Raw genomic sequence first — 14,525 nt, 5'->3', positions numbered from 1 at the left:
CCTGTTCTCACTCGTAATCCGAACCATTTCGATCAACAACCGGTCACGCAACGGCACTTGATCGGGCCTGAATGGGTTACGGAAGCGACGTAATCGATGATTTGAGCAACTGGGTGTAGCAGCGCCTGCACGAAGCGTTATTCTCCTCAGACGCAAACCGGTACCCCTCCGTCGCTACGACGGGTGAAAGGTCCCGCACTGCACGTGATGGAAGCTCTGCCTCTGGGAGTCCCGTGTACCCACACGTCGGGGTTGACGCCTCGGGCCTGGCTACGCTGCGCGCAACGGTCCTAGACCTGTTGCGCGGCTTCGTCCCCACCGCGTACGCCGTCCCCGCCCTTGCCGTTGCCAACACCCCCGTCGGCCCGTGCTACGCGCTCGCCGACGGCAGCGCCGCCGTCGGCAGGCGCAGCCGCACGGCCGGCACCGCCACCACCCGCCGTCCGGCCGCGGACAGCGACAGCGCCCGCATGATGGACCTGGTCGAACGCGCCCAGGCCGGCGAGGCCGACGCCTTCGGCCGCCTCTACGACCAGTACAGCGACACCGTGTACCGGTACATCTACTACCGCGTCGGCGGCAAGGCCACCGCCGAGGACCTCACCAGTGAGACGTTCCTGCGCGCCCTGCGCCGTATCGGCACCTTCACCTGGCAAGGTCGTGACTTCGGCGCCTGGCTGGTCACCATCGCCCGCAACCTCGTGGCCGACCACTTCAAGTCCAGTCGCTTCCGCCTGGAGGTGACGACCGGCGAGATGCTCGACGCCAACGAGGTCGAGCGCTCCCCCGAGGACTCCGTCCTGGAGTCCCTCTCCAACGCCGCGCTTCTCGACGCCGTGCGCCGGCTCAACCCCCAGCAGCAGGAGTGCGTGACCCTCCGCTTCCTCCAGGGCCTCTCCGTCGCCGAGACCGCTCGGGTGATGGGCAAGAACGAGGGCGCCATCAAGACCCTTCAGTACCGAGCCGTACGTACCCTGGCCCGCCTTCTCCCGGACGACGCCCGCTGACGCTCAGTGATACCCAACTAGCAATCAGTGAAAGTGCGTTGACTTTCGGTTCCGATCATCCGTCGTCCGTAACCCAAGTGCCGACACGCTCGTTGTGCGGGATGCAGGCTCCCTGTGGTCACTCCCTGGCCGTCTTCGATCGCTGGATCGTGTGGATGTGGTCAGAGCGTGCAACCCTCAGGACCCCCTGGGGAGTCGACCGTCATGATGAGAGGAGGTGCCGCCAGTGATCGCGAACGTATCGGCACACCGGCGGGCGAACGCCTTCGCCCAGGCCCTGGAGGAGCAGTCGGACCGGGGCACGGCGGCCGAGCAGTCCGAGGGGCCGGAACCGGCCCCGGCTGCTGCGGAACAGTCCGAGCACGGCCGTCTGTTGGTCCTCACGGAGGGTCTCGGCGAGCTGCCAAGACCGGAGCTGGACCCTGAGGTCAAGGTCGTCCAGCGGGCTCAGCTGGTGGCCGCGTTCGAGGCCATGCTGCAGGAGGGCGCCGGTGGCGAGGCGGCGGATGCTTCGGTACCCCAGCAGCGCTCTCGCGGTGCCCACCGCGCGAGCACACTGGGCAAACTGCGGCCCCGGTCGCGGCTGACCAAGGGCCTGGCCGCGGGCGGGCTGAGTGTCGGCGTCGCGGCGGGCGCCTTCGGCGGAGTCGCCGCGGCCAGCTCGGACGCGCTGCCCGGAGACTCGCTCTACGGGCTCAAGCGAGGCATCGAGGACTTCAAGCTCAACTACATGTCCGAGGGGGACGACCAGCGCGGCGTGGCCTACCTCGACCAGGCGTCCACCCGGCTGAGCGAAGCCCGCCGACTGATGGAGCGCGGCCGCGGCGGCGCCCAGCTCGACCACGAGTCCCTCGGCGAGATCCGCCGCACCCTGGCGGGCATGACACACGACGCGTCCGAGGGCCATCGGCTGCTGCACGAGGCGTACGAGCGCGACCCCGAGTCCCTGGGCCCCATCCAGGCACTCTCCGCCTTCTCGCGTTCGCACCGCGACGCCTGGGGCGCCTTGCGCCAAAGGCTTCCGGTCCAGCTCGGGGACGTCAGCAACCAGCTGTCGTCCGTGTTCGACGCCATAGACGAAGAGGTCGCCCCCCTGCAGTCCCTGCTGCCGCAGTCCCCGGCCCAGGGCGGCGGCGACGGCAAGCGACACTCCTCGGGGACGGCGTCCAAGGGCACGTCCGGCTCCGGCAGGCGGTCGACGACGCCCAGCGCCGGCAGCGGCTCCTCAGAAGGCGGCCACTCCAGCAGCCCCAGCCAGTCGGCCGGGTCCACCGGAGAGGGCCTGCTCGGAGGCAGCACCGGAGGCCTGCTCGACCCGCCCAAGGACAGCGGCAGCGCCTCCCCGTCCGCAAGCAAGCCGCCCACCAGCGAACCGGACGTGACCATCCCACCGCTCCTCCCGGGCCTGCTCCCGGGCCTCGGCATCGACAGCGAGGACACCGGCCAGTAGTCAGGCATCCGGCCGGCAGGCAGGTACGGCGATGGGGGCGTCTCTCTCAGGAGGGACGCCCCCATCGCCATGCCCAGAACCCTGCGCCCCCCGGAGCCCTCCCGAGCCCCCTCAGAAGAACACCGACCTCCGCTGCACCAGCAACTTGTAGAGGGTGTGCTGGATCTGCTCCCGTACCTGGTCGGTCAGGTTGAACATCAGCATCGGGTCCTCGCCGGCCTCCGGCGGATAGCCGTCCGTCCGGATCGGCTCGCCGAACTGGATCGTCCACTTCGTCGGCAACGGGATCGCACCCAGCGGGCCCAGCCACGGGAACGTCGGCGTCAGCGGGAAGTACGGGAAGCCGAGCAGCCGCGCCAGCGTCTTCGCGTTGCCGATCATCGGGTAGATCTCCTCGGCCCCGACGATCGAGCACGGGATGATCGGCGTGCCGTGCCGCAGCGCCGTGGAGACGAAGCCGCCACGGCCGAAGCGCTGGAGCTTGTAGCGCTCGCTGAAGGGCTTGCCGATGCCCTTGAAGCCCTCCGGCATGACTCCGACCAGCTCGCCCTGCCCCAGCAGCCGATCGGCGTCCTCCGCACAGGCCAGGGTGTGGCCGAGCTTGCGGGCCAGTTCGTTGACCACGGGGAGCATGAACACCAGGTCCGCCGCCAGCAGCCGCAGATGGCGGCCCGCGGGGTGGTTGTCGTGGACGGCGACCTGCATCATCAGGCCGTCCAGCGGGAGAGTCCCGGAGTGGTTGGCGACGATCAGCGCGCCGCCGTCCGACGGGATGTTCTCGATGCCCTTCACCTCGACCCGGAAGTACTTCTCGTACACCGGGCGCAGCATCGACATCAGGACCTGGTCGGTCAACTCCTCGTCGTAGCCGAAGTCGTCGACCTCGTAGTCGCCGGTCAGGCGGCGGCGCAGGAAGGAGAGACCGCCGGCGATGCGCCGCTCCACACCACCGTCGTTCTGCGCCTGCCGCGGCGGCTGTTCCTCATGCGTCACGGGAACATCATGCTGCGCAGACGCCCTGCCTGGCAGGGGCTGGACCTCTCCGACCAGCGCGGGTTCCGTGGTCCTGCGTCGGCTCCCCACGCCCCGGCGCCGCGGCGGCCGCTGTACGGCACTCCCGCGGGACCGGTCGTCGTCGAACGGAATGACCTTGGCGTCCGCCATCGTTGATGCGCTCCTCAGTTGGCGCTCTGCGTCGGGGGGTGGCCGCTGCCCGGGACGGGCAGCGCGGCGATCCGGTCGACGGCCCCCGCGAGGGCCTCCGGCGGCAGGAGCCCGGGTCCGTGACTGCGCGCGAAGTCCGCGAAGGTCTCCGCCGTCGTGTACTTCGGCTTGAATCCGAGCGTCTCACGCATCTGGTCCGTCGCCACGACCCGGCCGTGGGTGAGCAGCCGGATCTGTTCGGGCGAGAAGTCCGTCATGCCCAGCGTGCGCACCAGGGACCCCGCCCAGGTGACCGCCGGCAGCAGCAGCGGCACCGTGGGACGGCCGAGCCGCCTGGAGCACTGGGAGAGCAACAGGACCCCGTCGCCGGCGATGTTGAAGGTGCCGCTGTTGAGCGTGCCCCGCGCCGGGTCGTGCGAGGCGATCCGCAGCACCTCGATCACGTCGTCCTCGTGCACGAACTGCAGCCGCGGGTCGTAGCCGAACACGGTCGGCAGGACCGGCAGCGAGAAGTAGGAGGCGAGCGGAGTGTCCGCCGTGGGCCCCAGGATGTTGGCGAACCGCAGCACGCACACGGCCACGTCGGGCCGCCGCCGCGCGAAGCCCCGTACATACCCCTCGACCTCGACCGTGTCCTTGGCGAAGCCGCCGCTGGGCAGGGACTTGGGCGGGGTCGTCTCGGTGAACACCGCGGGATCGCGGGGCGCGGAGCCGTACACGTTCGTACTGGACTTCACGACGAGCCGTTTGACGCTCTGCGACTTCTGGCAGGCGCCGAGCAGCTGCATCGTGCCGATGACGTTGGTCTCCTTGACCACGGTCCGGCTGCCGCTGCCGAGCCCCGTCGCGCTCACGTCCATGTGGACGACCGTGTCGGCGCCGGTCTCGGCGAGCACGCGCGCGATGGTGGGCTGCCGGATGTCGGCCAGGATGAAGTCTGCTCCGCCCAGATGGTGCTCGGGTGGCACCGCGTCCACGGCGATGACCCGGTCAACCTCCGGGTCACGCTGGATCCGTCGTACGAACCGGCCCCCGAGCCTGCGGGCCACTCCGGTCACGAGCACGACCTTGCCCAAGATCTGCGCCTTCCTTCCAGCCCATCCGGTACTCGTAGCCTGCCGTGTTCCCCGTGTGCGGCCAACCTAGCGGGTCGATGTTGCGCTGTGATGACCGCCCAATGCACGAAGTGACGGCATCCACAGACGTACGAACAGACCAGGCCATGTGAAACCTGTGCGTACGCACAGGGCTGTGCGCGGTCCCGTGCGCTTCTGGGGGCTTGTGTGAACACCAAACGCCTGTGGCCCCCCACCGGTTGCGGTGGGGGGCCACAGAACACGCTTCTGGAGCGTCGCCTACTTCTTGTTGCGACGCTGAACGCGCGTGCGCTTCAGCAGCTTGCGGTGCTTCTTCTTCGCCATCCGCTTGCGCCGCTTCTTGATAACAGAGCCCACGACAACCCTCGCTCACTTCTCATCACTCGGCGTTGGGCGCCATGGGCCCATACGACCTACAAGGGGCCAGCCTACCCGTCCGAGCGCTGAGGTCGTAATCGAGGGCGCCGGGGAGATCCAGAAGTGCCCTGAGGATCCCCCCGGGGCAGTCGTCAGGCGGTTTCCACCCCCACATAACTCTCGCGGAGGTACTCGTGAACCGCGTTCTCGGGGACGCGGAAGGACCGCCCCACCCTGATCGCGGGCAGATGACCGCTGTGCACCAACCGGTACACGGTCATCTTCGACACTCGCATCACCGAGGCGACCTCCGCCACGGTAAGGAACTGAACCTCGCTCAGAGGCCTCTGCTCAGCAGCCATGACACACCTGAACCTTCCGCACTCGACGCGCCACCGGCTTCCCCTTCCGGTGACTCTTCGTCGCTGCGTGCTCACTCCCCAATGTAGGGGCCAGTGATGCGAGTGGGGAAGAGGTGCACCCATCGGCGGCCTACTGTGACAGACACGCTCGATTGAGTACGTAGCGGGTAAGCGGCCGGTAGTAATCAGACCGCACAGCGTCATCAAGTGGAACGACGACGGACACGGACCCCTCGGCCTCCCCCACGAAGAGCGCGGGGTCGTCCGTATCGGCGAGACCAATGGCCTCGAACCCCAGCTGACCTGCCCCGCAGACCCAACCGTGGTCCCCGACGACCAGCTCGGGAAGCGGCCCTCCGGCCTCGGCCGCGGCCGCCAGAGCGGTACGAACCGGCAGCGGGGAGTGCGTGTGTACGCCGGTCGCACAACCGGGGCGAGCAGCGCCGGGTTCCCGCACGAGCGCGACTCCTTGTACGTAGTCAAGGTTGTACGTGCGTAGGCCGAACCGGGTCGTTATGTCGACACAGTGGCCATGCGCCGGTGTGAGGACGGCACATCCCGCCGCCGACAGCGCGTCCGCCAAGGCGGCGTAGAAACCGAGCAGGCGGTGCGGGTGGCCGGTGCCGAGGAGCACGGGGGCGCTGCGCTGGGCCGCTACGGCGAGACGGTCCGCGAAGGCCTCCAGAGCGATCAGAGTGCGCTCCGGATCGATCAGATCATGGCCTGAGACATGTCGAGGATCGGCCGAGACCCCGCACTTGTCCGCCATCAACTCGATCAGATCCCGCTGCGTCCACGTCCATTCGGGATCAAGTCCGAGCAGTACGCGCGGATCGCGGGCGGCGAAAAGACGATAGCTACGGAGGCTCTCCTCACGGGAGGTGGCCACCGGCCCGGCGAGACGGGCGGCCAGGAGATGGGCCCGCAGGGCTCCGGTGCTCAACACGTCTTCGAGGGTGGCGGACCGGGGCGGGGGCGGCCACACGAACAGGCAAACACCGCACAGTTGGCGTAACAACCCCCGTGACACCGGTGACAGAACAGCGACACGACGGCCCACAACCGTCGTCGGGGCTCCCTGGTCTCACCCTGTGTGGACGGCAACGACCGGCTGTCCCGAACGCATTGACCAGTCGTCACCAACAGGGGGAACACCATGAAGCCGACCCGCCGCAAGGCAGCCACCGCCGCAGCCCTCGCCGTCCTCGCCCTGGGCGGCACGCTCGCCGCGACCACGCCGGCCTCGGCCGCCACGCCCACCGCCTACAACGGCGCCTGCGGCAAGGGCTACGACGTCGTGCGGGCCACGCCGATCCACTCGTCCCAGTCCACCATCCCCGCCACCACGTTCGTGACCTTCAACCGCACCGCCGGCAAGGTGTGCGCGGTCACCGTGCGCACCAGCCCGGGCGCCCGCGTCTTCATGGAGGTCACCCTGGACACCTGGCCGTACAGCAGTGGCGAGGCCAAGGACTCGGGCTCCTACACCAGCTACGCGGGCCCGGTGTACAAGGACGCCCCGGACGACGGTCAGTGCCTGACCTGGAGCGGCTCGATCGACATCCACTACAACTCGGACAACGGCCTCTGCACCTGATCAGACGGCTGCCGGCGTGGTCGACCCCCCGGTCGGCTACGCCAGCAGCCCCCGCAGCGGAAACACCGCACGCCGCGTGGCCAGCACCGCCTGATCGAGCCGGTCCGCAGGGTCGTACCCCGCCTCCCAGCCCGCGTACGACACCGGCCACCGCCCATCCGTCATCCGCGCCGGCGCCAACTGCCGCGTCCGCGCGAACACTTCCTGCCGCCAGCCCTCGGGGATCATCGTCTCCGGCGCGATCTCCCGCCCCGCCGCGATCCCCACCAGATGCGTCCAGGACCGGGGCACGACCTCGACGACCGCGTATCCGCCGCCGCCGAGCGCGATCCACTTCCCGTCGGCGTACTCATGCGCGAGCTCATGGCAGGCGACCTGCACGGCCCGCTGGGCGTCCAGCGACACGGCCAGGTGCGCGAGCGGATCCTCGAAGTGCGTGTCGGCCCCGTGTTGCGTCACCAGCACCTGCGGCCGGAAATCGGCGATCAGTTCCGGTACGACGGCGTGGAAGGCCCGCAGCCATCCGGCATCCCCGGTCCCGGCGGGCAGCGCGAGGTTCACGGCCGAGCCCTCCGCCGAGTCGGCGCCCGTCTCCTCCGGCCACCCGGTCTGCGGAAACAGCGTCCGCGGATGCTCGTGCAGCGAGATCGTCAGAACGCGCGGATCCTCCCAGAAGGCCGCCTGCACCCCGTCCCCGTGATGCACGTCCACATCGACGTAGGCGACCCGCTCGGCCCCCAGCTCCAGCAGCCGTGCAATGGCGAGCGAGGCGTCGTTGTAGATGCAGAACCCGGACGCGCCCCCGGGCATCGCATGATGCAGGCCGCCCGCGAAGTTCACCGCGTGCAGCGCCTCTCCGCGCCACACCGCCTCGGCCGCGCCCACCGACTGCCCGGCGATCAGCGCGGACACCTCGTGCATCCCCGCAAAGGCGGGATCGTCGATCGTCCCGAGCCCGTACGCCCCGTCCGCCGCCTCCGGATCCACCGAAGCCGCCTTCACGGCCTCGACGTAGTCCTCCCGGTGGACGAGCCGCAGGGTCGACTCCCCGGCGGATTTCGCCGCCACCACGTCGATGTCCTTGTCGAGCCCGAAGGCATCGACGAGGTGCCTGGTCAGGGCGAGCCGGACCGGATCCATCGGATGGTCCGGACCGAAGTCATAGCCCGTTACTGCCTCGTCCCACATCAGCTGTGCGCGGCCGCTCATGCCCGCCACCGTATCGGTCCGGTTGAGGAGCGAACGAACGGGCGTAGAACAGGGTCACCAGCACCAACACCATCGGCACGACCATCGCCCCGCGATAGCTCCACGTGTCGCCCAGCGCCCCCACGAGCGGCGAGCCGACCAGGAAGCCGACGTAGTTGAAGATGTTCAGCCGCGCGACAGCGGCGTCGGACGCGTGCGGGAACAGCCGCCCGGCGGCCGCGAAGGTCTGCGGCACCAGCACGCACAGTCCGAGCCCCAGCAGCATGAACCCGAGCATCCCGACCCACGCGCCGGGCGCCACCGCCACCACGGCGAACCCGAGCGCCGCCACCACCGCCCCCAGCCGCACCACCGCCACGGCCCCGAACCGCCGTACCCCCAAGTCCCCCAGCGACCGCCCCACCAGCGTGGTCACCATGTAGACGTTGTACGGCACCGTCGACAGCTGCTCCGAACTCCCGAGCACGTCCTTCAGGTACTTGGCGCTCCAGTTGGAGACGGTCGAGTCCCCGATGTAGGCGAAAGTCATCACCAGACACAGCGGCAGCAGCAGCTTGAAGACGAGGGACTGGCCCCCGCCCGCCTCGACCGCCTGCTCGCCGGGACCGGCCTCCCCGCCGACGTACCACCGACTCCCGACCAGCGTGGCCGGCAACAGCACCGCGACGACCGGCAGATACGACACCCACAGCGCCAGATGCCAGTGCGCCCCCGCCCAGGCCAGCGAGGCACCCATGATCCCGCCGAGACTGAACACGGCATGGAAGCTGAGCATGATGCTGCGCCCGTACGCCCGCTGCAGGCTCACCCCGAGCATGTTCATCGAGGCGTCGAGCCCGCCCACGGCAAGCCCGAACGCGCCCAGCGCGATCCCCAGCTCGGCCAGGTTCTCCCCCGCCCCGACACCGAGGAGCGCCAGCAGCACGACAGGCTGCAGGCACCGCAGCAGCAGACTCGGCGGCAGTCGCTTCACCAACTGCTCGGCCGTCACGCTCCCGACGCCGGCCAGGACGGGCACGGCGGCCAGGAAGGCGGGCAGCAGCGCGTCGGAGACGCCGTACCGGTCCTGGATAGCCGGGATGCGGGTCACCAGCAGGGCAAAGGTGGCGCCCTGAGCGAAGAAGCTGAACGCCAAAGAGGCCCTACCGCGCCGCAGCACATCTGTCATGGCGGCGAGCGTAGGGCCCCGGGCTACCTGTGGGTAGATCCAGCCAAAGATGAATTTCTCTCAGCTTTGCCCGTGCGCTCAGGCGGCGACGGCGACTTCGGGCTCAGGCGCGTTCGCGGTCTTCGTCTCCTCGGCGAGCATCCGCTCCATGGGCCCGGCGCCGAACGCGCCGCCGACCACCATCCCGAGCGCGATCGCGACGACCAGGAAGACCCCACCGAGCCAGACCATGGTGTCCACGGGAATCGTGTACGCGCCCACGACCCGCGCGACGCACTCACCGAGCAGCGCCACACCCCAGATGACGGAGAAGACCCGCTCCTTGCGCCGGAAGTCCGCCGACCCGGCCGCGCCTCCGCCCGCCAGCCGCTGCCAGGCGGCCTCCTTCGCCGTATCCCCCTTCACCAGGAAGGGCTTGAGGCCCGCGGTCATCATCGGCTTGCCGAGCGCCACGGAGACCAGGATGCCGATCGCGACCGTGCTGCTGACCCCGCCATCCTTGGCGAGCATCAGCCGAGGGTCACCGGTGACGAAGCTGAGCAGCAGCCCGACGACGTTCACGACGAGAATGAGAAGCGCCAGCCCGTTGGTCGCCCGCTCCTTGACCACGCTCCACACCGTCCGCGCGGCCGGCACCACGCTGCTCCAGGCGAGCGCCGCGAACGTGCTCATCCCGAAGCCGTCCTTGAACAGGTAGTACGAACCGAGGGGTACCGCCACGTCCACGATCAGCGGGGTGAAGGGGTTCTTCTTGTTCGTCTTCGTCGTCATGCCCTCAGCTTGCCGTCCGGCACCCCGGCGCCAGTAGGAACGATCGTCCGGAGCTCGGCATGACAAATGTCAGACCAGCAGGTCAGCCAACTCACCCATGCTTGAAAAGAGTTGAGTCGCTCCTACGAGCTTCTCGGCAGGCGTCATGGCGGTGAAGCCGAAGACGTCCATGCCGGCCGCGACAGCCGCCTGCACCCCGAGCGGACTGTCCTCGACCACCACGCACCGCTCCGGCGCGACCCCCATCCGCTCGGCGGCGTAGAGGAACAGGTCCGGCGCCGGCTTCCCCCGCCCGACATCCTGCGAACTGAAGATCCGCCCGTCCTCGAACCACCGGTCAAGGCCGGTCGTCCGGTGCCCCACCCGGATCCGCTCATGGCTCCCGGAGGACGCGACACAGTACGGCACCCCGTCAGCGGCCAGCTTCTCCACGAACCCGACGGCCCCGTCGACCGGCTCCAACTCCCTCTCGAACGCGGCGAACACGCGCGCGTGAAAGACGTCGTCGAAGTCGTCCGGCAGCCTCTGCCCGGTCCGCTCCAGGACAAGGTCATGGATCCGGTGCATGGCAGAGCCCAGGTAGTCGCGAAGCGAGTCCTCGTAGGAGGTCGGGTGCCCGAGTTCGGTGAGACAGGCGGCCAGGAGCCGGTTGGAAATCGGCTCGCTGTCGACGAGCACTCCGTCATTGTCCAAGATCACGAGGTCATAGCGCATACCATGAGCCTAAACGCAGAAAACCCCCGTGCCGATGGCACGGGGGTTTTCTCAAAGATTGTTCGGCGGCGTCCTACTCTCCCACAGGGTCCCCCCTGCAGTACCATCGGCGCTGTAAGGCTTAGCTTCCGGGTTCGGAATGTAACCGGGCGTTTCCCTCACGCTATAACCACCGAAACACTATGAAACTGTTCAGCCGCCCCGTTGTCGTGGCCCGACAACGGGGCTGTTCGTGGTTTCAGAACCAACACAGTGGACGCGAGCAACTGAGGACAAGCCCTCGGCCTATTAGTACCGGTCACCTCCACCCATTACTGGGCTTCCAGATCCGGCCTATCAACCCAGTCGTCTACTGGGAGCCTTACCCCATCAAGTGGGTGGGAATACTCATCTCGAAGCAGGCTTCCCGCTTAGATGCTTTCAGCGGTTATCCCTCCCGAACGTAGCCAACCAGCCATGCCCTTGGCAGAACAACTGGCACACCAGAGGTTCGTCCGTCCCGGTCCTCTCGTACTAGGGACAGCCCTTCTCAATATTCCTGCGCGCGCAGCGGATAGGGACCGAACTGTCTCACGACGTTCTAAACCCAGCTCGCGTACCGCTTTAATGGGCGAACAGCCCAACCCTTGGGACCGACTCCAGCCCCAGGATGCGACGAGCCGACATCGAGGTGCCAAACCATCCCGTCGATATGGACTCTTGGGGAAGATCAGCCTGTTATCCCCGGGGTACCTTTTATCCGTTGAGCGACGGCGCTTCCACAAGCCACCGCCGGATCACTAGTCCCGACTTTCGTCCCTGCTCGACCCGTCGGTCTCACAGTCAAGCTCCCTTGTGCACTTACACTCAACACCTGATTGCCAACCAGGCTGAGGGAACCTTTGGGCGCCTCCGTTACTCTTTAGGAGGCAACCGCCCCAGTTAAACTACCCATCAGACACTGTCCCTGATCCGGATCACGGACCCAGGTTAGACATCCAGCACGACCAGACTGGTATTTCAACGACGACTCCCCCTGAACTGGCGTCCAGAGTTCACAGTCTCCCAGCTATCCTACACAAGCCGAACCGAACACCAATATCAAACTGTAGTAAAGGTCCCGGGGTCTTTCCGTCCTGCTGCGCGAAACGAGCATCTTTACTCGTAGTGCAATTTCACCGGGCCTATGGTTGAGACAGTCGAGAAGTCGTTACGCCATTCGTGCAGGTCGGAACTTACCCGACAAGGAATTTCGCTACCTTAGGATGGTTATAGTTACCACCGCCGTTTACTGGCGCTTAAGTTCTCAGCTTCGCACGCCCGAAAGCGCACTAACCGGTCCCCTTAACGTTCCAGCACCGGGCAGGCGTCAGTCCGTATACATCGCCTTACGGCTTCGCACGGACCTGTGTTTTTAGTAAACAGTCGCTTCTCGCTGGTCTCTGCGGCCACCCCCAGCTCATGGAGAAAATCCAATCACCGGTGATGGCCCCCCTTCTCCCGAAGTTACGGGGGCATTTTGCCGAGTTCCTTAACCATAGTTCACCCGAACGCCTCGGTATTCTCTACCTGACCACCTGAGTCGGTTTAGGGTACGGGCCGCCATGAAACTCGCTAGAGGCTTTTCTCGACAGCATAGGATCATCCACTTCACCACAATCGGCTCGGCATCAGGTCTCACCCACATGCCATCCGGATTTACCTGGATGACGGGCTACACCCTTACCCCGGGACAACCACCGCCCGGGCTGGACTACCTTCCTGCGTCACCCCATCACTCACCTACTACAAGTCTGGTCCGTCGGCTCCACCACTTTCCATTCCCCGAAGGGTCCGGAACGGCTTCACGGACTTAGCATCGCCTGATTCAATGTTTGACGCTTCACAGCGGGTACCGGAATATCAACCGGTTATCCATCGACTACGCCTGTCGGCCTCGCCTTAGGTCCCGACTTACCCTGGGCAGATCAGCTTGACCCAGGAACCCTTAGTCAATCGGCGCACACGTTTCTCACGTGTGTATCGCTACTCATGCCTGCATTCTCACTCGTGAACCGTCCACCACTGCCTTCCGGCGCGGCTTCACCCGGCACACGACGCTCCCCTACCCATCACAGCCTCCGTTGGGAGTATTGCTGCAATGACACGACTTCGGCGGTACGCTTGAGCCCCGCTACATTGTCGGCGCGGAATCACTAGACCAGTGAGCTATTACGCACTCTTTCAAGGGTGGCTGCTTCTAAGCCAACCTCCTGGTTGTCTGTGCGACTCCACATCCTTTCCCACTTAGCGTACGCTTAGGGGCCTTAGTCGATGCTCTGGGCTGTTTCCCTCTCGACCATGGAGCTTATCCCCCACAGTCTCACTGCCGCGCTCTCACTTACCGGCATTCGGAGTTTGGCTAAGGTCAGTAACCCGGTAGGGCCCATCGCCTATCCAGTGCTCTACCTCCGGCAAGAAACACACGACGCTGCACCTAAATGCATTTCGGGGAGAACCAGCTATCACGGAGTTTGATTGGCCTTTCACCCCTAACCACAGGTCATCCCCCAGGTTTTCAACCCTGGTGGGTTCGGTCCTCCACGAAGTCTTACCTCCGCTTCAACCTGCCCATGGCTAGATCACTCCGCTTCGGGTCTTGAGCGCGCTACTATACCGCCCTATTCGGACTCGCTTTCGCTACGGCTTCCCCACTCGGGTTAACCTCGCAACACACCGCAAACTCGCAGGCTCATTCTTCAAAAGGCACGCAGTCACGAGAATGTGCAAGCACATTCCGACGCTCCCACGGCTTGTAGGCACACGGTTTCAGGTACTATTTCACTCCGCTCCCGCGGTACTTTTCACCATTCCCTCACGGTACTATCCGCTATCGGTCACCAGGGAATATTTAGGCTTAGCGGGTGGTCCCGCCAGATTCACACGGGATTTCTCGGGCCCCGTGCTACTTGGGTGTCTCTCAAACGAGCCGCTGATGTTTCGACTACGGGGGTCTTACCCTCTACGCCGGACCTTTCGCATGTCCTTCGCCTACATCAACGGTTTCTGACTCGTCTCACGGCCGGCAGACCGTAAAAGAGAGATCCCACAACCCCGTATACGCAACCCCTGCCGGGTCTCACACGCATACGGTTTGGCCTCATCCGGTTTCGCTCGCCACTACTCCCGGAATCACGGTTGTTTTCTCTTCCTGCGGGTACTGAGATGTTTCACTTCCCCGCGTTCCCTCCACTTGCCCTATGTGTTCAGGCAAGGGTGACAGCCCATGACGACTGCCGGGTTTCCCCATTCGGACACCCCCGGATCAAAGCCTGGTTGACGACTCCCCGGGGCCTATCGTGGCCTCCCACGTCCTTCATCGGTTCCTGGTGCCAAGGCATCCACCGTGCGCCCTTAAAAACTTGGCCACAGATGCTCGCGTCCACTGTGCAGTTCTCAAACAACGACCAGCCACCCATCACCCCGAACCTAAGTCCGAGTGCACTGGGGCCGGCATCAGAAGGACGAGCAACGCTCGCACCCTCAGACACCCAACAGCGTGCCCGACCCGGCCCCCGCCCGGAGATCATGCTTTCCACACTCCGAAGAGCAGTACTCGCAGCCTCCGACCCGTGAACCGGACCGAATAATCAACGTTCCACCCATGAGCA

Annotated in this window: 12 protein-coding genes and 2 rRNA genes; 3 read left to right on the top strand and 11 right to left on the bottom strand. The window is 66.2% G+C overall.

Going from position 1 to position 14,525, the window contains the following annotated elements:
* The first annotated feature begins 233 nt into the window (after window positions 1–233).
* Both OG870_RS26605 and OG870_RS26600 read left to right on the top strand, forming a co-directional pair.
* Complete coding sequence (locus OG870_RS26605; RefSeq protein ID WP_266519104.1) at window positions 234–1,007, top strand: ECF subfamily RNA polymerase sigma factor, BldN family; 774 nt, start codon at window positions 234–236, stop codon at window positions 1,005–1,007.
* A 226-nt stretch (window positions 1,008–1,233) separates the two neighbouring features.
* A complete protein-coding gene (locus tag OG870_RS26600) occupies window positions 1,234–2,457 on the top strand; it encodes a DUF5667 domain-containing protein (RefSeq protein WP_266519103.1) in 1,224 nt (407 codons plus the stop codon).
* A gap of 111 nt (window positions 2,458–2,568) precedes the next feature.
* Here OG870_RS26600 and OG870_RS26595 read toward each other — a convergent pair whose 3' ends face one another.
* The 5 genes from OG870_RS26595 to OG870_RS26575 form a co-directional block, all read right to left on the bottom strand.
* A complete protein-coding gene (locus OG870_RS26595; RefSeq protein WP_266519101.1) occupies window positions 2,569–3,621 on the bottom strand; it encodes a lysophospholipid acyltransferase family protein in 1,053 nt (350 codons plus the stop codon).
* 14 nt (window positions 3,622–3,635) lie between these two features.
* Entirely contained in the window at window positions 3,636–4,697 is a 1,062-nt protein-coding gene (locus OG870_RS26590) for an NAD-dependent epimerase/dehydratase family protein (protein ID WP_266519099.1), read from the bottom strand.
* A gap of 279 nt (window positions 4,698–4,976) precedes the next feature.
* On the bottom strand, window positions 4,977–5,075 hold the full coding sequence (locus OG870_RS26585) for a 30S ribosomal protein bS22 (protein WP_003948845.1): 99 nt from the start codon (window positions 5,073–5,075) through the stop codon (window positions 4,977–4,979).
* Between the two features lie 152 nt (window positions 5,076–5,227).
* Window positions 5,228–5,437, bottom strand: a complete 210-nt coding sequence (locus OG870_RS26580) for a helix-turn-helix domain-containing protein (protein WP_016437488.1) — start codon at window positions 5,435–5,437, stop codon at window positions 5,228–5,230.
* A 130-nt stretch (window positions 5,438–5,567) separates the two neighbouring features.
* The gene (locus OG870_RS26575; protein ID WP_266519097.1) at window positions 5,568–6,383 is read right to left on the bottom strand and encodes a phosphatase; all 816 of its coding nucleotides are present in this window, start codon (window positions 6,381–6,383) and stop codon (window positions 5,568–5,570) included.
* A 210-nt stretch (window positions 6,384–6,593) separates the two neighbouring features.
* Here OG870_RS26575 and OG870_RS26570 point away from each other — a divergent pair, with 210 nt between their 5' ends.
* Window positions 6,594–7,034 carry a hypothetical protein gene (locus OG870_RS26570; protein ID WP_266589115.1) on the top strand — a complete coding sequence of 147 codons (441 nt, stop codon included), beginning with the start codon at window positions 6,594–6,596 and terminating at the stop codon, window positions 7,032–7,034.
* 36 nt (window positions 7,035–7,070) lie between these two features.
* On the opposite strand, the gene OG870_RS26565 is transcribed toward OG870_RS26570, so the two are convergent.
* The 6 genes from OG870_RS26565 to OG870_RS26540 all read right to left on the bottom strand — a co-directional run bounded on the left by OG870_RS26565 (window position 7,071) and on the right by OG870_RS26540 (window position 14,282).
* Window positions 7,071–8,243 carry an acetoin utilization protein AcuC gene (locus OG870_RS26565; RefSeq protein WP_266519093.1) on the bottom strand — a complete coding sequence of 391 codons (1,173 nt, stop codon included), beginning with the start codon at window positions 8,241–8,243 and terminating at the stop codon, window positions 7,071–7,073.
* On the bottom strand, window positions 8,194–9,411 hold the full coding sequence (locus tag OG870_RS26560; protein ID WP_266844640.1) for an MFS transporter: 1,218 nt from the start codon (window positions 9,409–9,411) through the stop codon (window positions 8,194–8,196). The genes OG870_RS26565 and OG870_RS26560 overlap by 50 nt, the downstream gene beginning before the upstream one ends.
* A 78-nt stretch (window positions 9,412–9,489) precedes the next feature.
* Window positions 9,490–10,182: a VC0807 family protein gene (locus OG870_RS26555; RefSeq protein WP_266519089.1), complete on the bottom strand. Its 693-nt coding sequence runs from the start codon at window positions 10,180–10,182 to the stop codon at window positions 9,490–9,492.
* A 69-nt stretch (window positions 10,183–10,251) separates the two neighbouring features.
* Entirely contained in the window at window positions 10,252–10,896 is a 645-nt protein-coding gene (locus OG870_RS26550) for an HAD family hydrolase (RefSeq protein ID WP_266844642.1), read from the bottom strand.
* Window positions 10,897–10,956: 60 nt separating this feature from the next.
* Window positions 10,957–11,073 (bottom strand): 5S ribosomal RNA (gene rrf / locus OG870_RS26545).
* 91 nt (window positions 11,074–11,164) lie between these two features.
* Window positions 11,165–14,282 (bottom strand): 23S ribosomal RNA (locus OG870_RS26540).
* Window positions 14,283–14,525 lie beyond the last annotated feature (243 nt).

Origin of the sequence: Streptomyces sp. NBC_00461, assembly GCF_036013935.1 — a bacterium.
Taxonomy (GTDB): Bacteria; Actinomycetota; Actinomycetes; order Streptomycetales; family Streptomycetaceae; genus Streptomyces.
Note: the sequence above shows the minus strand (reverse complement) of the source record. Positions and strands in the feature narration are given on the sequence as shown.

What these genes read in the sequence shown, in the direction of transcription:
- OG870_RS26595 (WP_266519101.1), bottom strand. Translation starts at nt 3,621, where the DNA reads ATGGCGGACGCCAAGGTCATTCCGTTCGACGACGACCGGTCCCGCGGG.
- OG870_RS26580 (WP_016437488.1), bottom strand. Translation starts at nt 5,437, where the DNA reads ATGGCTGCTGAGCAGAGGCCTCTGAGCGAGGTTCAGTTCCTTACCGTG.
- OG870_RS26570 (WP_266589115.1), top strand. Translation starts at nt 6,594, where the DNA reads ATGAAGCCGACCCGCCGCAAGGCAGCCACCGCCGCAGCCCTCGCCGTC.
- OG870_RS26565 (WP_266519093.1), bottom strand. Translation starts at nt 8,243, where the DNA reads ATGAGCGGCCGCGCACAGCTGATGTGGGACGAGGCAGTAACGGGCTAT.
- OG870_RS26560 (WP_266844640.1), bottom strand. Translation starts at nt 9,411, where the DNA reads ATGACAGATGTGCTGCGGCGCGGTAGGGCCTCTTTGGCGTTCAGCTTC.
- OG870_RS26555 (WP_266519089.1), bottom strand. Translation starts at nt 10,182, where the DNA reads ATGACGACGAAGACGAACAAGAAGAACCCCTTCACCCCGCTGATCGTG.
- OG870_RS26550 (WP_266844642.1), bottom strand. Translation starts at nt 10,896, where the DNA reads ATGCGCTATGACCTCGTGATCTTGGACAATGACGGAGTGCTCGTCGAC.